Origin of the sequence: Marinobacter suaedae (assembly GCF_030519635.1) — a bacterium.
Taxonomy (GTDB): domain Bacteria; phylum Pseudomonadota; class Gammaproteobacteria; order Pseudomonadales; family Oleiphilaceae; genus Marinobacter; species Marinobacter suaedae.
The window spans coordinates 213,288-236,129 of record NZ_JAUMIS010000002.1 but is presented as its reverse complement, the minus strand read 5'-3'; the positions used below and the strand labels follow the sequence as shown (position 1 = coordinate 236,129).

The following is a 22,842-nucleotide window of genomic DNA, read 5'->3' as shown; positions in this document are numbered from 1 at the left end:
AGCTCGTCAGATTTCAAACGCATCGGTAACCAGCTTTTTCTGCTCCTCAATGTGGACAGACATGTGTCCGCAAGCTGGGGCAGCAGAAGCCTCACGACCGGCATACTGGAGATAGAGTTTCGGATTCAGGCGCTGCAGCGCGTTCCGCATATGGTGCTGGCTCGGATACCAGGCACCCTGGTTCATCGGCTCTTCCTGACACCACACTACATGTTTAAGTTTGATGTACTGGGCCAGCAGCGCATCCAGGTCCTCCGCCGGGAACGGGTAGAGCTGCTCGATCCGCAGAATCGCAACGTCGTCACGCTCTTCAGCCTTCTTCTTTTCCAGAAGATCGAAGTACACCTTCCCGCTACACATGATCAGGCGGGTAACCTTCTTGGGATCAGAGGGCTCTTTCTCCGGCAGTACCGTCTGGAATGTGCCGGATGTCAGATCATCCAACTCGGACGTTGCTTCTTTGTGGCGCAGCAGACTCTTCGGAGTGATCGCCACCAGCGGCTTACGCAACGGACGCTTCACCTGACGCCGCAGCATATGGAACACCTGGGAAGGCGTAGTCGGCACGCACACCTGAATGTTGTGTTCCGCACACAGCTGCAGGAAGCGTTCAAGACGCGCCGAACTGTGCTCGGGACCCTGCCCCTCATAGCCATGAGGCAGAAGCAGGGTCAGGCCGCACAGGCGCCCCCACTTGTGCTCACCACTGGTCAGGAACTGATCAATCACTACCTGAGCGCCGTTGGCGAAATCACCAAACTGGGCTTCCCAGACCACCAGACCATCCGGCGCTGTGGTCGCGTAGCCATATTCAAATGCCATGACCGCTTCTTCCGACAAGAACGAATCATAGATTTCGAATTTTGGCTGATCCTTGGACAGATTGGCCAAGGCGATGTGCTGGGAACCGTCTTTCTGGTTATGCAGAACCGCGTGGCGGTGTGAGAAGGTGCCCCGCCCCACATCCTGACCGGTGATACGAATTGGATGACCTTCATCCAGCAACGTGGCGTACGCCATCACTTCTGCGTAACCCCAGTTGAGCGATTGCGCCCCGGCCGTCATTTTTTCGCGGTCGGTCACAATCTTGGAAACCTGGCGCTGAACTGCGAAGCCCTCGGGCACGGAAGTCAGAATCTTGCCCAGAGCCTTGATCTTCTTGAGCGGCACGCTGCTCTTGCACTTGGCGGTCCACTCATGCCCCAGATAAGGCGTCCAGTCTACGTAGAGCTTTTTATTCGGCTCTTTGACCAGTGACTTGACCACGTGACCGCCATCGTCAAGCGCATCACGGTAATCAACCTCCATCTGCTTGGCTTCTTCTGCGGTAATCACACCTTCTTCGACCAGGCGGTCCGCGTAGAGCGCGCGCGTGGTTTTGAGCTTGCGAATCTTCTCGTACATCAGCGGCTGGGTCGCTGCCGGCTCATCCGCTTCGTTGTGCCCGCGACGACGGTAGCAAACCAGGTCAATAACCACATCGCCCTTGAACTCATTGCGATAGTCCATGGCCATCTGGGTCGCAAACACCACAGCTTCGGGATCGTCAGCGTTCACGTGAAGGATTGGGGCCTGAACCATCTTCGCAATATCGGTGCAGTACTCCGTGGAGCGAGCATCTTCCTGCTTGCTGGTCGTGAAGCCAACCTGGTTGTTCACTATGATGTGGATGGTTCCGCCGACCCCGTAACCACGGGTCTGGGATGCCTGGAAGGTTTCCATCACCACGCCCTGCCCCGCAAAAGCGGCATCGCCGTGCATGATGATTGGCACAACCTGGCTGCCGTCTTTATCGTCCCGTCGGGTCTGGCGAGCGCGAACAGAGCCTTCCACCACCGGTGACACGATTTCCAGGTGTGACGGGTTAAAGGCCATGGCGAGGTGAACCTCACCGCCCGGCGTCATCACGTTTGAAGAGAAGCCCTGGTGGTATTTCACATCACCGGAACCGGAGTCCGCCAGCTTGCGGCCCTCAAATTCGTCAAACAGTTCCTGCGGGCTCTTACCCAGAGTATTCACCAGGACGTTGAGGCGTCCACGGTGAGCCATCCCCAGTACAATCTCTTTCGCACCGTAGGAGCCTGCGCGCTGGATCAGTTCATCCAGGCAAGGAATGAGACTTTCACCACCTTCGAGGCCGAAGCGCTTTACGCCCGGGTAGCGGGAACCCAGATATTTCTCCAGACCCTCCGCTGCCGTCAGGCGCTCAAGAATATGCTTCCTCGTACCGGTCTCATAGCCGGGACGAGAGCGTACGGGCTCCATGCGCTGCTGGAACCACCGCTTGATACGAGTATCGACGACGTGCATATATTCTGCACCGATACTTTCGCAATAGGTTGTCCGCAGGCCGTCAACGATATCCCGCAGCCTCAGGGTCTCGGAACCAAAGTTCAGAGAGCCGGTTTGGAATTCAAGGTCGAGGTCAGAGTCACTAAGCTCATGGAATGCCGGATCGAGATCTTCAACCGCCGGACGCTGCCATACACCCAGGGGATCGAGCTTGGCTTCCTGGTGGCCCCGAAAACGGTAAGCATTGATCAGCTGCAGAACACGAATCTGCTTCCGGTCAGCGTGAGATGTGGCACTGGCGGGAACGCCCTGGCCTGAAAGAAAGCGCTGATTACGGGAAATATGCTCAAACTGCTCGCGGATGGACGAGTGGATAATATCCCGGCCGTGCTGGCCATCAACACTGGGAAGTTTATCGAAATAGTTTCGCCACTCTTCCGGAACGGCATTGGGGTCGGTCAGGTAGGTCTCAAAAAGCTGTTCAACGTAGGCAAGGTTCCCACCTTGTAGATGGGAGGTCTGCCATAGCTGCTCCATTATGCTTTCGTGCATTTTGAATAGCTCACCTTGGGCTGGTGTGGGGGTGTCCGAATGGTGGGCCAGGGGTAACTGTCAGTCAATACGGGTTTTACTGACTGTAAATTGGCCAACTTCGGGATCTGGATGTTGTCCATTCCCCAGCAGTATTAATACTCGACAAGCCGGAACGCTGCCTTTTAGGCCTCGTTACGGCTTGCGTAGTGTGCACCCCGGTTCGACCTTTGACTATAAGCCATTGGTTGAAAGCCCCACGCCATTGCAGGGCTGAGGGTGCATATTAATCCGAACAGTATAGCGCTCAGGCCAACTTCCGCCGCTTATGTAGCCCGCTGCAGCAGAAGATTCCGAATATGACCAATCGCCCTTGTGGGGTTCAGCCCCTTCGGACAAACGCTTACACAGTTCATGATACCCCGGCAACGGAACACGCTGAACGGATCGTCGAGATTCGCAAGGCGCTCTGACTGGGCAGTATCGCGGCTGTCGGCCAGGAAACGGTATGCCTGGAGCAGGCCGGCAGGCCCGATAAACTTATCAGGGTTCCACCAGAACGACGGACAGGACGTAGAGCAGCACGCACAGAGAATGCACTCGTACAGGCCGTCCAGCTTCTCACGATCTTCCGGGCTTTGCAGGCGCTCAATGGCCGGCGCCGGCGTATTGTTGACCAGATACGGCATAACTTTTTCGTACTGCTGGTAGAACAGGTTCATGTCTACCACCAGGTCACGAATAACCGGCAAACCCGGCAACGGACGAAGAACCAGCTTGTCGCCCTTCACCACCTGCGATACAGGGGTGATACAGGCCAGGCCATTCTTGCCATTCATATTCATGCCATCGGAACCACAAACACCCTCACGACAGGAGCGACGGTAAGAAACGGTCGGATCCCTTTCCTTGAGCAGGTTCAGCACATCCAGAACCATCAGATCCTTGCCTTCCGGAAGCTCAAGGTTCACGTCCTGCATGTAAGGGGCGTTATCGGTTTCCGGGTTATAACGATACAGGCTTACCAACATACTTTTCGTCCCCCTTAGTAAGTCCGAACCTTCGGCTCGAATGTATCCACGGTCTTCGGCGCAAAGTTCACATCACGCTTGCCCACACGCTTTTCAAGCGGGAAGTACAGAGAGTGCTTCAGCCAGTTTTCGTCGTCACGCTCGGTGAAGTCGTTTCGAGCATGCGCACCACGACTTTCTTTACGCTCGTACGCAGATTGAGCAGTCGCAACCGCAACTTCATAAAGATTGTCGAGCTCCAACGCTTCAATCCGAGCAGTGTTGAAAGCCTTACTGGTATCAGCCAGCTTGGTCTTTTTGACGCGCTCACCGATTTCGGCCAGTTTCTTCAGGCCCTCTTCCATGCTGTCGCCGTCACGGAAAACACCAAAGTAAAGCTGCATCACGTTCTGCAGGTCCTTACGAACCTCAGCGACGCTCTCGCCCTCTGAAGCTGAATCCAGACGATCAAGACGCGCCATCGCTCGCTTGATATCTTCTTCAGACGCTTCGTCCACCTCGAAACCGTTACGGAGCTGCTCTTCGATATGCAGACCGGCCGCACGACCGAAGACCACCAGGTCCAGCAGGGAGTTACCGCCCAGGCGGTTAGCGCCATGAACAGAAACACACGCCGCTTCGCCGCAGGCAAACAGCCCCGGAATCGGCGTGTCGTTGCCGTTATCATCCTGAGTCAGGGCCTGACCACCCACGTTGGTCGGAATGCCGCCCATCATGTAGTGACAGGTAGGCACAACCGGGATCGGCTCTTTAACCGGATCCACGTGCGCAAAGGTACGGGACAGTTCGCAAATACCCGGCAGGCGCAGGTTCAGAGTCTCTTCGCCCAGATGGTCCAGCTTCAACAGCACGTGATCCTTGTCCGGGCCACATCCACGACCTTCCAGAATCTCGATAACCATGGAGCGTGCCACTACGTCACGACCAGCGAGGTCCTTGGCGTTCGGCGCATAACGCTCCATGAAACGCTCACCTTCGGAGTTGATCAGGTAGCCACCCTCACCCCGACAACCCTCTGTTACCAGAGTGCCGGCACCGTGAATACCGGTCGGGTGGAACTGCCACATTTCCATGTCCTGCATCGGGAAGCCGGCACGCAGAGCCATACCGATGCCGTCACCGGTATTGATCAGGGCATTGGTAGTGGAAGCGTAGATACGACCAGCACCCCCAGTCGCCAGAACTGTCGCTTTGGATTTGATGTAGGCCACTTCACCGGTTTCGATTTCAATGGCAACTACACCAACCACTTCGTTTTTGCTGTTCTTCACCAGATCAACGGCATACCACTCATTCAGGAAGGTCGTGCCGCCTTTAAGGTTGGCCTGATAAAGAGTGTGCAGAAGCGCATGACCGGTACGGTCGGCTGCAGCACAAGTACGGGCAGCCTGACCACCTTTTCCATAATCCTTGGACTGACCACCGAACGGACGCTGGTAGATGCGACCCTGCTCGGTACGGGAAAACGGCAGACCCATGTGCTCGAGCTCGAAAACGGCCTGAGGGCCCACGGAACACATGTATTCGATAGCGTCCTGATCACCAATGTAGTCAGACCCCTTGACGGTGTCGTACATGTGCCAGCGCCAATCGTCATTGGGGTCCGCACTCGCAATTGCACAGGTGATACCGCCTTGCGCCGACACGGTGTGCGAACGAGTCGGAAATACCTTGGTGATACACGCCGTTTTAACGCCGGATTCGGTCAACTGCAGGGCAGCCCGCATACCGGCACCGCCGCCACCGATAACAATCGCGTCGTAAGAAATGGTCTTGATATTAGCCATTAATTAAAGCCCCCAAAGAATCTGAATGCCCCAGACCACGTACACAAACATGGTCAGCCCGCACGCGGCCTGGACCAGGAAACGAACACCTGCGGCCTTGATGTAGTCAGTGGTCACGGTCCAGAGACCAACCCAAGCGTGCGCCCCGAGGGACAGCAGTGCCAGCAAAGTAAAGATCCGGAACCAGGTTTGGGAAAACAGCGCAGACCATGACTCGTAAGTAACGTCGGTGGTCAGCATGAAACCCAACAAAAAGATGGTGTAGAGCGCAAGAACATACGCCGTTACGCGCTGGATCAACCAGTCGTAGACGCCGCTACGACCCAGATTGGTAACACTGTTTACCATACCCAAACTCCTGCGATAACGATGAGAATAACGGAAACCACGATGGTGATTTTCGAGGCGAGACGACCGGTCTCCAGCTCTTCCCCGATACCCATATCCATGAGCAGGTGCTTGATACCTGCAACCAGGTGATACAACAAGGCGGACAGAATGCCCCAGATAATAAGCTTGGCAAAAAAGCCGTCCAGCAGTTCATTCATACGACTGAAGCCTTCTTCCCCTGACAGGGAAAGCTGCAATCCGTAAAGCATGAAAGCAACACCAACAAAAATAATGATGCCGCTAATGCGATGCAGGATGGACGTAATGGCTGGCAGCGGAAAATGGAACTTGCCGAGATCGAGATTTACTGGTCGTTTGTTATTCACAGCGCTCTCACACTCTCTCATTTAATGACCGCGATTCCGGCACACCGGATGCGGAGTTGGTATGAAGATCAGCACACCCGCGCAGTGGGGGCATACGATTGGCTTAGGAGGAAGGATGACCTTTGCTCTGGAGCGACGCCATTGCCGCATCTCCACCAGATGCATCCCTAATTCCGGGCTACGGATTATAAGGAGTAGCCCTCGCAATTACAAACCGAGCGACGGGATTCCTGCCCACCAATTCAGTGGGTTAAACTATGAGCAGGAACTGCTGACCCACCTGAAGGCCCGCAACCAACCGCATTGGGGCTAATACGCATTTACAAAACCGAAAAAAATGGCGAATTCCAAACCCTTCCATTGACAAAAAAAGCCAACGCCCTATATTTTGCCGCCAGTTTTGCGATAATACGCGCCTTCCTTAGCGCTTTTTTTCATGCATAAAAGCTAACACGCTGACATATCCATATAGGAGAGCCCCATGACCGACAGGAAAGCCACGCTCTCGGTGGGAGAAAAATCCATTGAGTTACCGGTGTATTCTGGCACCGTCGGCCCTGACGTAATCGACGTACGCGGCCTGGTTCAGGAAGGCGTTTTCACCTATGACCCAGGTTTCGTATCCACCGCTGCCTGTGAATCAGCCATCACTTACATCGATGGCGCCAACGGTGTTCTCCTTCATCGTGGTTATCCGATCGACCAACTGGCCGAACACTCGGATTACCTCGAAGTGTGCTACCTGCTGCTGAAAGGCCGCCTGCCGACCAAAGAAGAGAACCAGCAGTTCCACAGCACCATCAAAAACCACACCATGCTGCACGATCAAATGCGCAATTTCTTCCACGGATTTCGCCGTGATGCGCACCCGATGGCAATCATGTGCGGCGTAGTGGGTGCCCTGTCTGCGTTCTATCACGACCAGATGGATGTGACCGACGAGCACCAGCGTGACATCACAGCTCACCGCTTGATCGCGAAGATGCCAACCATCGCGGCCTGGTGTTACAAATACAGCATTGGCCAGCCGTTCATGTACCCGCGTAACGACCTGACCTACGCAGAGAACTTCCTGTACATGATGTTTGGTGTGCCCTGCGAGGAGTACAAGCCGAATCCTGTGCTGGCCAAGGCCATGGACCGCATCTTCATCCTGCATGCGGACCACGAGCAAAACGCATCAACCTCTACGGTTCGCCTTGCAGGCTCTACCGGCGCTAACCCCTATGCATGCATCGCGTCTGGCATCGCCGCCCTTTGGGGGCCGGCACACGGTGGTGCTAACGAAGCAGTACTGGACATGCTGGCTGAGATTGGTGACGAATCCAACATCGAAAAGTACATCGCCAAGGCGAAGGACAAGGACGATCCGTTCCGACTGATGGGCTTCGGCCACCGCGTCTACAAAAACTTCGACCCCCGCGCCAAGGTTATGCGCGAAACGGCACACGAAGTTCTGCAGGAGCTGGGCCTGGAAAACGACCCACTGCTGAAAATCGCCCAGCGTCTCGAGAAGATCGCTCTGGAAGACGAGTACTTCGTCCAGCGCAAGCTGTACCCGAACGTCGATTTCTACTCCGGCATCATTCTGAAAGCGATGGGCATTCCGACGTCCATGTTTACCGTTATCTTTGCGCTGTCCCGCACCATCGGCTGGTTCTCGCACTGGAACGAAATGGTCAGCGGTAACTACCGGATTGGCCGTCCGCGCCAGTTGTACACCGGTTCCGACCAGCGCGATTATCCGGCAGAATAAATACGCCGGTGAAAACACCATGATTAAATAGGCCGCTGACCCAGCGGCCTTTTTTTTGTTTAGTGCGACCAAAATCCTGTCCGGAAATAATACCTAACAGTCCCTCTCAACCCTCCCCACTCTCAACTATGCTTGGAGGTGCGCAACAGCAAAGAGGGATGACCTATGCGTTTTTTCATCACACTTGTATTTACGACCCTGTTCTCTGCCAGTGTTTTTGCCGGCCAATGCCCGGCCCTTGTCGGCGAGATTGATCAGAAACTCGAGTCAAGCCAGCTCGACGATGAAACCAAAGCGGAAATAAAAGCCATGCGGGACAAAGGCGAAGCCCTTCACCAGCAGGGCAAACACGCCGAATCGGTGAAAGTACTAAGAGAAGCAACAGAGAAGCTGGACGCCATGTCCTGATTCCGTCCATCACCCGCTCAACAAAGTTGTTTGTAGTGTTCGATGCAGCCGCTTGATTGAGCGGCTTTTTTTCGTGACTATGCTACCAACAACAAACGAAAATGGAGATCAGCATGACAGCTACTGCAGCCTTCATTGGCCTCGGAGTCATGGGCTACCCCATGGCAGGACACCTCGCCAAGGCCGGCCTTTCCGTCAGAGTGTGGAACCGTACGACCGCAAAGGCTGAGCAATGGGCCCAAGAATACGGCGGCACCGCCTGCTCTACCATCGCTGAGGCGGTCGATGGCGTGGACTTTGTCATGACCTGCGTCGGCGCCGATAAAGATCTGATCGAGGTTTTCGAGGGCGATGACGGGATAATCGCCAACGCACCCGAAGGCGCCATTCTCATCGATCACACTACCGCCTCAGCAGGCGTTGCGGAACGCCTTGCCAGAAAGTCAGCAGAGCACCGTCAGGGTTTTATTGATGGCCCGGTATCCGGCGGGCAACAAGGTGCCGAAAACGGACAGCTGACGATCATGTGCGGCGGGGACGAATCAAGCTTTGCCCGGGCAAGACCGGTAATGGATCACTACGCCAGAGCCGTCAACCTGATGGGGCCGGCAGGCAGCGGCCAGAAAACCAAAATGGTGAACCAAATCGCCATTGCCGGATTGGTACAAGGGCTGTCCGAGGCACTTCACTTCGCGGAACAGGCTGGACTGGATGCCTCGAAGGTGGTGGATGTTATCTCCAAGGGTGCCGCGCAGAGCTGGCAGATGGAAAATCGCTCCGGAACCATGATTGCGGGCGAGTTCGAACACGGTTTTGCGGTCGACTGGATGCGCAAGGATCTGGGAATCTGTCTCGATGAAGCACGCCGAATTCACGCCCGCCTTCCTATCACCGCATTGGTAGACCAGTTTTACGGCGATGTACAAGAAATGGGGGGCAACCGGTGGGACACCTCCTCACTCATCCAGCGGCTACGCAAAAAGTAACCACACGCTCCAGGATAGCGCAGTCACTGCGCTATCCTGACTCCCCGGTGACGTAGCTCGCGTCTTTGCTCTAACGCCAGAGAGATTACAACCCATTGATCCACAGCGGTTTTATTTTCTATTGGTGCGCACACCGCTGCTTAAAACATGTTCACCAACGAAGGCGAACCAGGCTTTTGGCGAACAATTAAACCTGTGGCCGCTGCCACCTGCCGCGACCCAACGAAAAAATGATCCGAACCACGTGCATGCGGTGCCACTGTTTGGGCTTCTCCCTCGATGCACTGGCATCCGAGAATCTTATTCAGTCCAAGTTCCCAGGCCTGCCACCAACCCACATTCAAAACATCGACATGGCCCAGGACGATTGAACCAAGCAACGCCACCCCTGAAAATGGAGGGAGACCATAAAGAAAGGATTAACCGTCAGCACCCTACTGCCCCACTGCCTCACTGCTCGAAGGTTGCGAAGGCTCGGAGCAGACAGAACAAACCGGCATTGCCACGGAGGTGTTCACAGATTCCCTGTTTGCTGTAATGAACTCAGACCAGGCAAACTACACCAAGCTTATCGTTCAGCTCCTCGGCCCCAATTGGGCTGACGCCATCAAGCCCAATGAGCACTGGGAGGATATGGAAGGTTCCGCACCTCTGCCCGCTCAGATGTTCCGTTACGTTGCGGAAGGCGTTGCCGAGGTTACCGACACCTTCACCTACTCACTGCAGTCTCTGTGGCCAGTAAACAAGCAGAACGCCCCAAAAACCGATGTAGAAAAGGAGGGCCTCCAGTTCATCGCCGATAATCCGGGCCAGAACTTCTACGGTGAGGAAACCCTGGGTGACACCACGTACTTCACCGCCGTCTATCCAGACGTCGCCGTATCGCCGGCATGCACCTCGTGCCATAACGATCACAAAGACTCGCCTCGCAGTGACTTTGAAATCGGCGAGGTCATGGGCGGCGTCGTTATCCGTCTGCCGTTACCGAAAACCTAAACGCTCGCCCAACCGAGAGGCATAGATATGAACGCACAGCAAATCACACTCGTTCAGGAGTCCTTTGCAAAGGTCGCTCCGATAGCCGATCAGGCAGCGGCGATGTTCTACAGCAAACTGTTCGAAATGGACCCGGAGCTTAAGCCACTGTTTAAAGGTGACATGACGGAACAGGGCCAGAAACTAATGAAAATGATCGGGGTGGCCGTCAACAGTCTTGGTCGACTGGACGACATTGTGCCAGCCGTACAGCAACTGGGTGTACGACATGTCGGTTATGGTGTTAAGGACGCGGACTACGACACAGTCGGCGGCGCCTTGCTCTGGACTCTGGAACAGGGCCTTGGTGACGACTTCACACCCGAGTGTAAAGAGGCCTGGACGCAAACCTATACTGTTCTGGCCAGCACGATGAAGGACTCGGCAAAAGCGCCTGTTTGAATTCCGATGTAATAAAAAAGGGGGCAGTCACCTCCCCCTTTTTCTTTGACACATCAATTATTTGCTCTTGGGAACCCACTTACCGTCACGGTAGTGCGCTGTCCAACCGGTGGCCTTGCCATCCTTCTCGGACATGACGTACTGCTCCTTGAGCTTCCGGCTGTAGCGAATCACCGTGGGATTTCCCTCGGGATCCGCCGCAGGCGCCTCGAACAGGAACGAGTACTTGGGATCAATCTCCTTCCGGTGCGGCAGAATTTCCTTCACCAGTGGCGGTCGAGTCTCCCGATTCTTCGGAAACTTACTCGCGGCCAGGAACAGCCCGGACGCACCGTCTCGCAGCACGTAGGTATCGTCCACTTTCTGACATTGCAGCTCAGGCATGGGTACCGGATCCATTTTGGGCGGTGCAGGCTCGCCATTTTTCAGAAGCTTGCGAGTATTTTTGCAATCTGCGTTGGTACAGCCAAAATACTTGCCGAAACGCCCGGTTTTCAGCTGCATTTCAGATCCGCACTTATCGCAATCGAGCGTGGGGCCGTCGTAGCCTTTTATGCGGAAGGTGCCTTTCTCCACCTCGTAACCTGAACAGTCCGGGTTATTACCACAGATGTGCAGCTTGCGCCCCTCATCCACCAGATAACTGTCCATGGCCGTACCGCACTTTGGACACCGCCGTTTCATTCGCAGCAAACGAGTCTCGCCCTCGCCTTCCACGTCATCATCAGCAGCCACAACATCATCGCCTGAGACAAGATTAATGGTGGTCTTGCAGCGTTCTTTGGGCGGCAAAGCATAGCCGGAGCAACCCAGGAATACCCCCGTGCTGGCAACCCGAATCTGCATGTTACGACCACAGGTAGGGCACGGAATATCGGTTTCAGTCGGGGTATTGGCCCGCATTCCACCGTCACCAGCACCTTCAGCGGTTTCAAGTTGAGAGCGGAACTTTCCGTAGAAGTCGTTGAGCACCTTCTTCCAGTCAACATCCCCCTCGGCGATCTCGTCCAGCTCATCTTCCATTTTGGCGGTGAAATCGTAATCCATCAGATTCGGGAAGGACTCTGACAGGCGTTCATTGACGATCTCACCCATCTTCTCCGCGTAGAAACGGCGGCTTTCAAGTCGAACGTAACCGCGATCCTGAATGGTTGAGATGATGGACGCGTAAGTAGACGGCCGGCCGATGCCCTGCTTTTCCAGCTCCTTGACGAGACTGGCTTCCGTGTAACGGGGCGCTGGCTTGGTAAAGTGCTGGCTTGGCTCCAGTTTTTCCAGCCCAAGGACCTCGTCGACCTTAATGTCAGGCAGGGCGATATCTTCATCTTTCTTGGCCTGCGGCGCGGCCTTCAAGAAACCATCAAATTTGATGATGCGACCGCGTGTACGCAATTCGTAATCACCATTGGCTACCATGATCGAGGTGCTTAAGAATTCCGCATCCGCCATCTGGCAGGCGACAAACTGACGCCAGATCAACTCATAGAGCTTCTCTGCGTCCTTTTCCAAACCGGTGATGTCAGCGGATCGCCGGCTCACGTCCGTTGGACGAATCGCCTCGTGGGCCTCCTGTGCGCCCTCTTTGCTGCCATAGACGCGTGGCGTTTCCGGAAGGTACCGGTCGCCAAACTGGTCCTTAATGAAATCCCGACATCCGGTTACAGCATCCTGGCTCAGGTTGGTGGAGTCAGTACGCATGTAGGTAATGAAACCCGCTTCATACAGGCGCTGAGCCAGCATCATTGTCTTCTTGACGCTGAAACCCATCCGGTTGCTCGCTGCCTGCTGCAGGGTTGAGGTGATGAACGGCGCTGACGGACGTGAGCGGGTCGGCTTATCCTCTCGCTTTGCTACCTTGAAGTCACCGGCTTTGAGGCGCTCCAGGTGCGCGGTACTCTCGGCTTCATTAGTAGGCCGATAGGCCTTATCACTGTATTTGGTGACCTCGAAGCGAACCGGGCGATTTCCCTGCTTCGGTGCCAGATCCGCGTGCATCTGCCAGAATTCTTCCGGAACGAATTTCCGGATCTCTTTTTCCCGCTCAACGATCAGGCGAACTGCGACAGACTGCACCCGGCCGGCCGAAAGGCCCCGAGCGATTTTGGCCCACAGCAGTGGCGATACCATGTACCCCACGACCCGATCGAGGAACCGGCGAGCCTGCTGGGCGTTCACACGGTTAACGTCCACCGAACCCGGATCATTGAACGCTTCCTTGATAGCTCGCTTGGTGATTTCGTTAAACACGACACGACGATACTTGTCGGGCTCACCACCGATGGTCTGCTGAAGGTGCCACGCAATGGCCTCCCCCTCGCGGTCCAAATCCGTTGCGAGATAGACGTGATCGGCAGACTTTGCCAGACGCTTGAGCTCGCTGACGACTTTTTCCTTGCCAGGCAGAATCTCGTATCGGGCGGACCAGTCCTGGTCCGGGTCAACCCCCATCCGGGCTACCAGCTGCTCACGGGCCTTACGCTTCTTGTGAGCTTCCTTTTCTTCGGGACTCATCTTGCGCGTCAGCGCCGCCTGGCGGGCTCGTTCCTTCGGGTCTGTCTGGGATCCACCGCCGCTGACAGGAAGATCCCGAATGTGGCCCACACTGGACTTAACAATAAAATCTGAGCCCAGGTACTTATTGATGGTCTTCGCTTTCGCTGGCGACTCGACAATTACGAGACTTTTACCCATAGCAGAGATCTGTATCCTTGGCGAAAAACAGTCGGCAAATCAGCGGACCGTAAACTCGTTGAAAAATCAATCGGCTAGAAAACAAACAGCTTGCCAACATCATATAGGCCCCCTGTTTTACAGGGTCAAGAATAGCAAGACAACCCATTCTTTCACTTACGATCGGCTTTTTTTCGCAATTCCTAAATAAAGAAGGCCCGGCTTTATGCCGGGCCTTCTTTTAACATATCACCACTACCGCCGGGAGACTTAAACCAGTTCCCAAACGGTGGCGATACCCTGCCCAAGGCCGATACACATGGTGGAAACACCAAGCTTACCGCCCTTGTCACGCATAACGTTCAGCAGGGTTGTGGAGATACGTGCACCGGAACAGCCCAGCGGATGCCCCAGGGCAATCGCACCGCCGTTCAGGTTAACCTTCTCTTCCATAACGTCCAGCAGCTTCAGGTCCTTCAGAACCGGCAGTGACTGACCCGCGAACGCTTCGTTCAGTTCCCAGAAGTCGATGTCTTCAACTTTCAGGCCTGCGCGCTTGAGGGCCTTTTTGGTCGCCGGAACCGGGCCGTAACCCATGATTGCGGGATCACAGCCAGCCACCGCCATGGAGCGGATCTTGGCGATCGGCTTCAGCCCCAGGGCTTCAGCGCGCTCAGCAGACATCAGCAGCATTGCTGCAGCACCGTCGGTCAGCTGGGACGACGTACCGGCAGTTACGGTACCGTTCTTCGGGTCGAACGCCGGGCGCAACTGACCCAGGGACTCAACCGTAGTCTCCGGACGAATGGTCTCGTCCTGCTCGATCAGCACCTTGAAGCCATTCTCGTCGTGACCTTCGATGGGCACGATTTCGTTCTTGAAACGGCCTTCCAGGGTCGCTTCGTGGGCTTTCTGGTGAGACCGTGCGCCAAACTCATCCTGCTGCTGACGGCTGATGCCGTGCATCTTGGCCAGCATTTCTGCGGTCAGGCCCATCATGTTGGACGCCTTGGCAGAGTACTTGGACGCAGCCGGGTTGTGGTCAAAGCCTTCGGTCATGGGTACGTGCCCCATGTGCTCAACACCACCGACCATGAACACATCACCGTTGCCAGTCATGATGGCCTGGGCGGCAGTGTGGATAGCCGTCATGGCAGAGCCACAAAGACGGTTGACGGTCTGGGCTGCAGACTCGTGAGGGATCTTGGTCAGCAGTGAAATCTGCCGCGCCACGTTGAAGCCCTGCTCTTTAGTCTGGTTTACACAGCCCCAGATCACGTCTTCTACTTCTTTCGGGTTGAGCTCAGGGTTGCGCTCGAACAGTGCATCGATAAGCGCGGCGGACAGAGTCTCTGCGCGCACATTACGGAAGCAACCATTCTTGGCACGACCCATCGGAGTCCGCACGCAATCGACGACGACAACGTCTCTCGGATTAAGGCTCATAGATCTTTCTCCGTTCGGAAATCTCGTTCAGGGTTAGCCAAAGAACTTTTTGCCAGTCTTGGCCATTTCACGCAGCTTCTCGGTCGGGTGGTACAGAGGACCCAGATCTGCATACTTGTCTGCCAGTTCGACGAACTTGTCGACACCCATGTCGTCGATGTAACGCAGGGCGCCACCACGGAACGGAGGGAATCCGATGCCGTAGATCAGACCCATATCCGCATCGGCCGGGTCTTCAACAATGCCGTCTTCCAGGCAGCGTACGGTTTCCAGACACAGAGGAATCATCATGCGAGCGATAATGTCTTCTTCCTCGAAGTCCTTCTTACCCTGAACCACAGGCTCAATCAGCTTGTAGGTTTCTTCGTCGACAACCTTCTTCGGCTTGCCACGCTTGTCGGTCTCGTACTTGTAGAAACCAACGTTGTTCTTCTGACCGTAACGGTTATTCTCGAACATCACATCGATAGCGGACTTGTTCTCGTCCTTCATGCGATCCGGGAAGCCTTCGGCCATCACTTCGTTGGCGTGCTTGGCGGTATCCATGCCGACAACGTCAAGCAGGTACGCAGGACCCATCGGCCAGCCAAACTTTTCCATTACCTTGTCGATCTTCTGGAAGTCCGCGCCGTCACGAACCAGGCCGGCAAAGCCGCCGAAGTACGGGAACAGAACACGGTTAACCAGGAAGCCCGGGCAGTCGTTAACAACGATCGGAGTCTTGCCCATCGCCTTGGCGTAAGCCACGGTGGTAGCAATGGCGCGATCGGAGGTCTTCTCGCCACGAATAACCTCAACCAGCGGCATCATGTGCACCGGGTTGAAGAAGTGCATACCACAGAAGTTTTCCGGACGCTTCAGGTTCTTCGCCAGCAGATTGATGGAAATGGTAGAGGTGTTGGAGGTCAGGATAGCGTCTTCGCGAACCGCATCTTCGGTTTCACGCAGAACAGCATCTTTAACCTTCGGGTTCTCAACAACCGCCTCAACAACCAGGTCGACACTCTTGAAGTCGCCGTAGTTGAGGGTCGGAGTAATGTTGTTGAGCACGTCCGCCATCTTGTTGGCGTCCATCTTACCCTTGGACACACGCTTGGCCAGCAGCTTCTTGGCCTCATTCAGGCCGAGCTTGATGCCGTCCTGGTTGATGTCCTTCATGACAATCGGGGTACCTTTCAGTGCGGACTGATACGCCACACCACCACCCATGATGCCAGCACCCAGCACGGCAGCCAGATCAACCTTGGAGGCTTCTTTTTCCCACGCAGAGGCCTTCTTCTTAAGCGCCTGATCGTTCAGGAACAGGCCAACCAGACACGCCGCAACGTTGGTCTTGGCCATCTTGGCAAAGCCCTTGGCTTCCACTTCGATCGCCTTGTCGCGAGTCATACCGGCATGCTTCTGCATGACCTTGATGGCCTCTACCGGAGCCGGATAGTTACGACCCGCTTTGCCAGCAACAAACGCCTTTGAAATTTCGAACGCCATCATGCTTTCCATGGCATTCAGCTTGATCTTGCCCTTCTTCTCTTCACGGCGAGCTTCGTTGTCAAGCTTGCCTTCGTTGCACTGGTTAATAATGGCAACGGCGGCGTCCAACAGCTTGTCAGATTCAACAACCGCATCGACAGCGCCTACCTTCAGAGCGGCGTCAGCACGGTTTTCGGTGCCGCCACAGATCCACTCAACAGCGTTATCCACGCCAACCAGACGGGACAGGCGAACAGTACCGCCAAAACCCGGGAAGATGCCCAGCTTCACTTCCGGCAGACCAACCTTGGCCTTCTTGTCCATCACCCGGTAGTCGGTGGACAGGCACATTTCAAAGCCACCGCCCAGCGCGATGCCGTTAATAGCGGTCACGGTCGGGAACGGCAGGTCTTCAACTGCGTTGAACACCTCATTGGCCTTGAGGTTGTTTGCCACGAGATCCTCTTCGGAACCGGCAAACAACTCGGTGAATTCAGTAATGTCAGCACCAACAATGAAGCTGTCCTTTGAGCTGGTTACCACCAGGCCCTTCAGGTTCTTCTGTGCTTTAAGTGCGTCAGTCGCGGCGCCGAGCTCTTCAATAGTGAGACGGTTGAACTTGTTCACTGACTCGCCCTGCAAGTCAAAGTTCAACTGAGCGATCCCGCCTTCGATCTCTTTAACCGTGATGGCTTTACCTTCGTAAATCATCAACTGATCTCCAGTCTGTGTTTGGAACTGCTTCCAGCTTCCCCGACTACGGTTCCAGGTCGCAGCCAGGGAGGTGTCTGTGCAGCGAGAATTCTGTCACTGCCCGATTATCCGACCCAAAATTCATACAGTCGTTTGAATCGCGATGGCACACGATGAAAAAAAATCGGCCATTTGTCAATTTGTTTCTTCAGGGAAATTTGTGATTTGAGAGTATTCCGGTAACCCTCCCGCCGGCCCCAGAGGCCGGATTGGAAGCTCCGGCATCAGCACCTCTGGACAGGCAATCCACCGAGCTCCAAGGAGTGTGACAGAGTAAACCTGAATAAAATCCACTCAATGGTCCTTCTTCTTATACTTGTTGACTACTCACAAGGGTTGAGGCGGCAAAATTGCTTGATTGGCCAGCCCAGTTACTTTAACTTCGGAGAACGAGTTGTGGTTCACAATAATAAAACAGCATTACGGAGACTTATCCGATGAAAGACTCTCGCCTCCAGGTCCGCTCCCTGGTTGTTGCCTTGGTACTGCTTGTATTTGCATCCATGGGCGCCCGGGCTCAGGAAACCGCTGGTAACTTCCTTGCCAATCTTCATGAATTCCGGATTAACAACTATATGGCGATGGACGCTTACTACCGGTTCAGCGCCAGCGGAGATACCGAAACCCTGAATGAAATCGTTGCTGCCATCAATGGTGCCAACGATGCCATGAACGCCGTTATCGAAAGCACCAGTGGCATTCTGACCGAAGAGCAGATTGAGTCTTTGAATCAGGAGTTTGACAGCTTCAAGGATCTGATGCGAAGCAATGTGAATGATGTTCGGAAAACCGGCTACCCGGACCTCCGTCTGGTGTCAGACATGGCCAACCAGGCCCTGACAATGAATGACATCGCCACGGAGCTGTATTCCATTTCCCAGGAAAGCACTCAAACCGGGAACAACCCTCGCGTCGAAGCTGCACGGTCAGCTTCCGTCATGATGGCACAAATGATGGCGAAGTATTCGGCCCGCTCCAACTCCTCGGTGTACCAGACATTCCAGGGTGCCGAAACCGAGAAGCCTCTCGATGAGCAGGCCCGCGAATTCGACCAACTGTTGGCAGTGGTCACCCGCGGAGACAACGAAGACGCCGTAGAGGAAACCATCCAGAATGTTTCTTCTAAGTGGGAATTCATTCGGGGCTCCTACATCAACTTCAACGACCGTAACGTCAGCTTTATTATCGATCGCTATTCAAAAGGCATCATAGAAGGCCTCTCAACCACGATCGAACTGCTACAGAACAAAGCCTGATCCTTGCAAGCCTGACGGCCCTAACTACCCGTCAGGCTTGATTTCCCCCACCCATCTTTATTGATACGCATCAGTTTCCCGCTACACTTTCTGAGATACATTGGACGTATTATCCAGAGCCTATCCACGCAGACGAAGGAGTGACGCGATGTCCACCTACAAAAACATTCTGGTTGCCATCGACCTGACCGAAGAAGCTCCGCAGGTTCTCAAAAAAGCGCAGTCACTGGCACAGACCCACGGCGCCCAGCTTACCCTGGTTCATGTGGTCGAGCCGGTTGGCTATGCTTACGGCGGCGACATCCCCATGGACCTCACAGAACTCCAGGACCAGCTGGACAAGGCCGCGCACGACCAGCTGGCCGCCTACGGCGAGGAATACGGCGTTGGCAAGGATCAGCAAATCGTGACGGTAGGCCGTCCGGAATCAGAAATCCACCGGCTTGCCAAGGAAATGGACGGCGACCTGGTCGTGGTTGGAAGTCATGGAAGGAAGGGGTTTCAGTTATTGCTGGGATCGACAGCCAACGGCGTATTGCATGGCAGCGAATGCGATGTACTGGCCGTGAGAATCGAGCAGGAATAAAGAAAAAGCCGGAGCGCCCATATGGGTACTCCGGCTCATCATTACCTAACGCCGGGCAAACTCTGATCACCCTTCCACGGTCATCTTCCCCTCAAGCTTCCTAAGCTGGGTTTCCAGCGAGAAACTGACGCTCGAAGCCATCGAGAAAAAGTTAAGCAGTGCCTTCAGGTTACTGTCCCCCATGCAGACCGAGTGAATGCGCTGCCACAAAGCCTGGTTAACCAACTGCAATCGCCGGTTGCGCTCAACCAGACCTCTTAGCTCCCAATCGGGCTCACCGTGGTTCCGCTTGGCAAAATATTGCTGCAACAGGTAATGGGAAACACTGCGCGCAATAAATTCATCGGAGCTGGCGAAAGGCAGGTGATGAATAGCCATGGGTTTGAGCTCACTCAGCACCGGGCACCCACTGGTTGCCATCTTTAGCCCCATGAGGGACCGAAGAGCCTCTTCAAGCGTGGTGTCCTTTGAATAGCTGCGGCGATCGTCGGTAACTTCAACATGAACCCTGTCGAACGCATTGTCGGCCTGGAAGGCCTCGACGACTGGCTGAATCTCCGTTGCGGCCGGACAGTATTCCATGGCGCCAGACTTAAGAGGGCAATTGGAGCACTTGCAATGCTCCAGCCTGGCCCACGCCGGCTGCTTGCCGGCAGGAACTTCGGGATGATCGGAAGCAGCGAATTCAACGGTCCGGCCACCCTGAAACTCAAAGCGGTACTTTACATTCATTTATTCTGTTGCTCCTCGAGCTCCATCCACCTTTCGATCGCCGCCTCCAGAGATGCCTGCTTTTCTGTCAGGTTTTCCAGAGTCCCAGACACCTCATCCGGTGGCCCTGAATAGAAATCAGCCTTGGCGATTGTACCTTCAAGTTCGGCAACTTCCTGTTCCAATGCCTCAATTTTGGCGGGCAGTTGCTCGAGCTCCAGTTTCAGTTTGTAACTAAGTTTTCCAGTTGCCGGCTTTGTGCGCTTTTGCTCAGCACCGGACTTGATATTGGCATCTTTAGGCTGCGTTTTTTCAGTCTTCGCCACGTCCTGACGATCAGGACGATTGCCACCGCTCTCTGAGGGGAACCGTCCTCCCTGATGACGCCAGTCACTGTAGCCACCGACAAACGACCGGACCTCGCCGGAACCATCCAGAAAGAGCGTTTCCGTCACCACGTTATCCAGAAATTCCCGGTCGTGACTGATAACAATGACCGTGCCCTTGAATTCAGCCAACTGCTCTTCAAGCAACTCCAGGGTTTCCACGTCAAGATCGTTGGTTGGCTCGTCGAGAACCAGCACATTAGCCGGTTTACTGAACAGTTTTGCAAGCAGCAACCGGGCCCTCTCCCCGCCCGAGAACACGCGGACCGGAGAGCGCGCCCGCTCCGGTGTAAACAGGAACTCCTGCAGGTAGCCGAGGACATGCTTGTTACGCCCATTGATTTCGATGAACTCCCGGCCTTCGGACAGGTTATCCAGGGCGTTTCTGGTTAAGTCCAGTTCCCCCCGGAGCTGATCGAAATAGGCAACCTCCAGATTGGTACCCAGCCGAATCCGACCTTCGGTGGGCTCCAGGCCTCCCAACAGGAGCCTCACCAGGGTCGTCTTACCAGTCCCGTTTTCACCTACCAGGCCGATCTTGTCGCCCCGACGAACTGTCAACTCCAGATTGCGGATGATGGTGGTTTGGCCGGCATAACCAAAACCTGCGCCGTGAGCTTCAACCACCAGATTGCCTGAGCGCGAGGCATCCTCAACCGCAAAGCTGGCATTACCGGTACGTTCCCGACGCTGGCGCCGCTCCTCGCGCATGGCTCTCAATGCGCGAACACGCCCCATATTCCGGGTGCGCCGGGCCTTGATTCCTTGCCGGATCCACGCCTCCTCCTGCTTGAGACGCTTATCAAAGAGCGCGTTCTGTCGCTCTTCCTCCTCAAGCGCCTTCGCTTTGAGGTCGAGATACCGGTCATAGGTTGCGGCAAAACTGACCAACTGCCCGCGGTCCAGCTCCACTATCCGGGTCGCGATTCGACGGATAAACGCCCGGTCGTGACTCACGAACAGGATCGCTCCGCGAAACTGACTTAATGCGTCCTCGAGCCAGGCGATGGCGGGTACGTCGAGATGGTTCGTAGGCTCATCCAGCAGCAGAATGTCAGGTTCGGCAACCAGTGCACGGGCAAGCAACACCCGGCGCTGCCAGCCACCTGACAGTGTGTTAAGGGTCCGGTCCGGATCAATCCCGTACTGGCCGAGAATAGTCGTCACTTTCTGATCCAGCCGCCAGCCGTCCAGTGCCTCGAGGCGCTCCTGAACCTTCATGAGACGATCAAGACTGGCTTCGTCCGCCTTTTGTGAAAGGCCGTGGAATTCCGCGAGCAGATCGCCGGTTTCCGGAAAGGCACCCGCAACAACGTCGTAGGCGCTTCGCGAGTCGTCCGACGGAAGATTCTGTGGCAATACCGACAGCATCGCGCCATCTTCCAGCCTGACCACACCGCCGTCCGGAACCACTTCGCCGCCCACCACCTTCAGAAGAGTCGACTTTCCTTCACCATTCCTGCCGAGCAGACAGACTCGCTCCCCCTGCTCTACCGTCAGGCTGGCCTGATCCAGAAGCGGATGCATCCCGAAAGAAAGCGATATTGACTCAAGCGTTAACAAAGGCACAGACGCCTTACTCCTTATGCAATGACTGAAACGGGATCGCCAACCGACAGGCAACCCCTGCTCTGATGAATAGCGTTCATGCCGAAGATCACACCTTCCTTTTGCCGCCGATAGCCACTCAACGTTTTCAGAGGCTGACCATCACTGTCCTTTACCCCAACCTCCGGATCGACAGTCGTCATGACGCAGCGAGAACAGGGTTTCGCCAGACTAAGACGGACAGTTCCGACGCTGAGCTCCCGCCAATGGTCTTCCTGCCATGCGGTGAAGCCGGAAACCACCACATTGGGCCGAAAACGCCGCATCTCGACCGGATCCCGGAGTCGCCCATTAAGCTCTTCCAGCGAAGCCTGGTTGGCAATAAGGAGCGGATAACCATCGGCAAAGCCAACACGGCGCCGTGACGTTACGTAATCGGGATCAATCTGGCGAAAAGAATCTTCGGGCATAAACACGAAACGAAGTGATCTCTGGCAAAACGCACTCACTGCAGCGTTGGCTTCCTCTGCACCCAATACCGTGTTGACCTGATCGCCCCAAACCTTCGCCTCCAATCGCCTTTCAGTCGGCTCAAGAGCAAAGCTCCCATAACCCGGTATCTCAACACCAACCTCGCCGGCAGCAAGGGATGTTTTGATTTTCGCGAGCTCGGGATGAGTGCGCTGGGTGACAAAACGCCCGTTATCGTCCACCAGCATCCAGCGACGGTCATGAGCTGGACCGAAATCATCGAGGTCCAACGCCTCAACACGGATACCGGCCAGTGACTTTACGGGGTAGACCCATAGAAACTGTACATTCATAGCGAGCTCATCCGCTCCGATGGATTTCAGGGAGCATGATTATATCCGACGTCGACACACCCCGCCGATTCCTGCACGCCAAAAACGAAAAAACCCGGCTTCATACGAAGCCGGGTTTCAAAAATCTGGAGCGGGAAACGAGATTCGAACTCGCGACCCCAACCTTGGCAAGGTTGTGCTCTACCAACTGAGCTATTCCCGCAAATCGTGTCGGTTGATGCCGACAACGGAGGCGTATTCTACGGATC

18 protein-coding genes and 1 tRNA gene are annotated in these 22,842 nt (G+C 55.2%); 7 read left to right on the top strand and 12 right to left on the bottom strand.

Annotation, left to right across the window (positions count from 1 at the left end; genetic code table 11):
- Window positions 1-6: 6 nt before the first annotated feature.
- The 5 genes from QVZ43_RS09910 to sdhC all read right to left on the bottom strand — a co-directional run bounded on the left by QVZ43_RS09910 (window position 7) and on the right by sdhC (window position 6,357).
- The gene (locus QVZ43_RS09910) at window positions 7-2,844 is read right to left on the bottom strand and encodes a 2-oxoglutarate dehydrogenase E1 component (protein ID WP_302909806.1); all 2,838 of its coding nucleotides are present in this window, start codon (window positions 2,842-2,844) and stop codon (window positions 7-9) included.
- Window positions 2,845-3,149: 305 nt separating this feature from the next.
- Window positions 3,150-3,854, bottom strand: a complete 705-nt coding sequence (locus tag QVZ43_RS09905) for a succinate dehydrogenase iron-sulfur subunit (RefSeq protein WP_302909805.1) — start codon at window positions 3,852-3,854, stop codon at window positions 3,150-3,152.
- A gap of 14 nt (window positions 3,855-3,868) precedes the next feature.
- A complete protein-coding gene (sdhA, locus tag QVZ43_RS09900) occupies window positions 3,869-5,641 on the bottom strand; it encodes a succinate dehydrogenase flavoprotein subunit (RefSeq protein WP_223795567.1) in 1,773 nt (590 codons plus the stop codon).
- A gap of 3 nt (window positions 5,642-5,644) precedes the next feature.
- Complete coding sequence (gene sdhD / locus QVZ43_RS09895) at window positions 5,645-5,989, bottom strand: succinate dehydrogenase, hydrophobic membrane anchor protein (RefSeq protein WP_223795566.1); 345 nt, start codon at window positions 5,987-5,989, stop codon at window positions 5,645-5,647.
- Window positions 5,983-6,357 (bottom strand): succinate dehydrogenase, cytochrome b556 subunit, encoded by a 375-nt coding sequence (sdhC, locus tag QVZ43_RS09890; RefSeq protein WP_302909804.1) that lies wholly within the window; start codon window positions 6,355-6,357, stop codon window positions 5,983-5,985. The genes sdhD and sdhC overlap by 7 nt, the downstream gene beginning before the upstream one ends.
- Before the next feature lie 481 nt (window positions 6,358-6,838).
- Here sdhC and gltA point away from each other — a divergent pair, with 481 nt between their 5' ends.
- The 5 genes from gltA to QVZ43_RS09865 all read left to right on the top strand — a co-directional run bounded on the left by gltA (window position 6,839) and on the right by QVZ43_RS09865 (window position 10,944).
- Window positions 6,839-8,113, top strand: coding sequence for a citrate synthase (gene gltA, locus QVZ43_RS09885; RefSeq protein ID WP_223795564.1), 1,275 nt, complete (start codon window positions 6,839-6,841; stop codon window positions 8,111-8,113).
- A gap of 165 nt (window positions 8,114-8,278) precedes the next feature.
- Window positions 8,279-8,521, top strand: coding sequence for a hypothetical protein (locus QVZ43_RS09880; protein ID WP_302909803.1), 243 nt, complete (start codon window positions 8,279-8,281; stop codon window positions 8,519-8,521).
- Window positions 8,522-8,634: 113 nt separating this feature from the next.
- Window positions 8,635-9,507, top strand: coding sequence for an NAD(P)-dependent oxidoreductase (locus QVZ43_RS09875; protein ID WP_302909802.1), 873 nt, complete (start codon window positions 8,635-8,637; stop codon window positions 9,505-9,507).
- Window positions 9,508-10,044: 537 nt separating this feature from the next.
- A complete protein-coding gene (locus QVZ43_RS09870) occupies window positions 10,045-10,503 on the top strand; it encodes a Tll0287-like domain-containing protein (RefSeq protein WP_302909801.1) in 459 nt (152 codons plus the stop codon).
- Between the two features lie 27 nt (window positions 10,504-10,530).
- A complete protein-coding gene (locus QVZ43_RS09865; RefSeq protein WP_302909800.1) occupies window positions 10,531-10,944 on the top strand; it encodes a globin family protein in 414 nt (137 codons plus the stop codon).
- 57 nt (window positions 10,945-11,001) lie between these two features.
- Here the strand turns inward: QVZ43_RS09865 and topA are convergent, their stop codons facing one another.
- The 3 genes from topA to fadB all read right to left on the bottom strand — a co-directional run bounded on the left by topA (window position 11,002) and on the right by fadB (window position 17,241).
- Window positions 11,002-13,635 carry a type I DNA topoisomerase gene (gene topA, locus QVZ43_RS09860; protein WP_302909799.1) on the bottom strand — a complete coding sequence of 878 codons (2,634 nt, stop codon included), beginning with the start codon at window positions 13,633-13,635 and terminating at the stop codon, window positions 11,002-11,004.
- Window positions 13,636-13,884: 249 nt separating this feature from the next.
- Complete coding sequence (fadA, locus tag QVZ43_RS09855) at window positions 13,885-15,060, bottom strand: acetyl-CoA C-acyltransferase FadA (protein WP_223795556.1); 1,176 nt, start codon at window positions 15,058-15,060, stop codon at window positions 13,885-13,887.
- Window positions 15,061-15,093: 33 nt separating this feature from the next.
- The gene (gene fadB, locus QVZ43_RS09850; RefSeq protein WP_302909798.1) at window positions 15,094-17,241 is read right to left on the bottom strand and encodes a fatty acid oxidation complex subunit alpha FadB; all 2,148 of its coding nucleotides are present in this window, start codon (window positions 17,239-17,241) and stop codon (window positions 15,094-15,096) included.
- A 479-nt stretch (window positions 17,242-17,720) separates the two neighbouring features.
- Between fadB and QVZ43_RS09845 the strand changes: the two genes are divergently transcribed.
- Window positions 17,721-18,539, top strand: coding sequence for a hypothetical protein (locus QVZ43_RS09845; RefSeq protein WP_302909797.1), 819 nt, complete (start codon window positions 17,721-17,723; stop codon window positions 18,537-18,539).
- Between the two features lie 148 nt (window positions 18,540-18,687).
- Window positions 18,688-19,125 (top strand): universal stress protein, encoded by a 438-nt coding sequence (locus QVZ43_RS09840; RefSeq protein WP_223795553.1) that lies wholly within the window; start codon window positions 18,688-18,690, stop codon window positions 19,123-19,125.
- Window positions 19,126-19,191: 66 nt separating this feature from the next.
- Here the strand turns inward: QVZ43_RS09840 and QVZ43_RS09835 are convergent, their stop codons facing one another.
- From QVZ43_RS09835 to QVZ43_RS09820, 4 genes are all read right to left on the bottom strand, one after another.
- On the bottom strand, window positions 19,192-19,857 hold the full coding sequence (locus tag QVZ43_RS09835; protein WP_302909796.1) for a DUF6901 family protein: 666 nt from the start codon (window positions 19,855-19,857) through the stop codon (window positions 19,192-19,194).
- The gene (locus QVZ43_RS09830) at window positions 19,854-21,749 is read right to left on the bottom strand and encodes an ATP-binding cassette domain-containing protein (RefSeq protein ID WP_478219528.1); all 1,896 of its coding nucleotides are present in this window, start codon (window positions 21,747-21,749) and stop codon (window positions 19,854-19,856) included. Before QVZ43_RS09830 ends, QVZ43_RS09835 begins: the two co-directional genes overlap by 4 nt.
- Before the next feature lie 56 nt (window positions 21,750-21,805).
- Window positions 21,806-22,594, bottom strand: coding sequence for an MOSC domain-containing protein (locus QVZ43_RS09825; RefSeq protein ID WP_302909794.1), 789 nt, complete (start codon window positions 22,592-22,594; stop codon window positions 21,806-21,808).
- A 126-nt stretch (window positions 22,595-22,720) separates the two neighbouring features.
- Window positions 22,721-22,796 (bottom strand) — tRNA-Gly (locus QVZ43_RS09820).
- Window positions 22,797-22,842 lie beyond the last annotated feature (46 nt).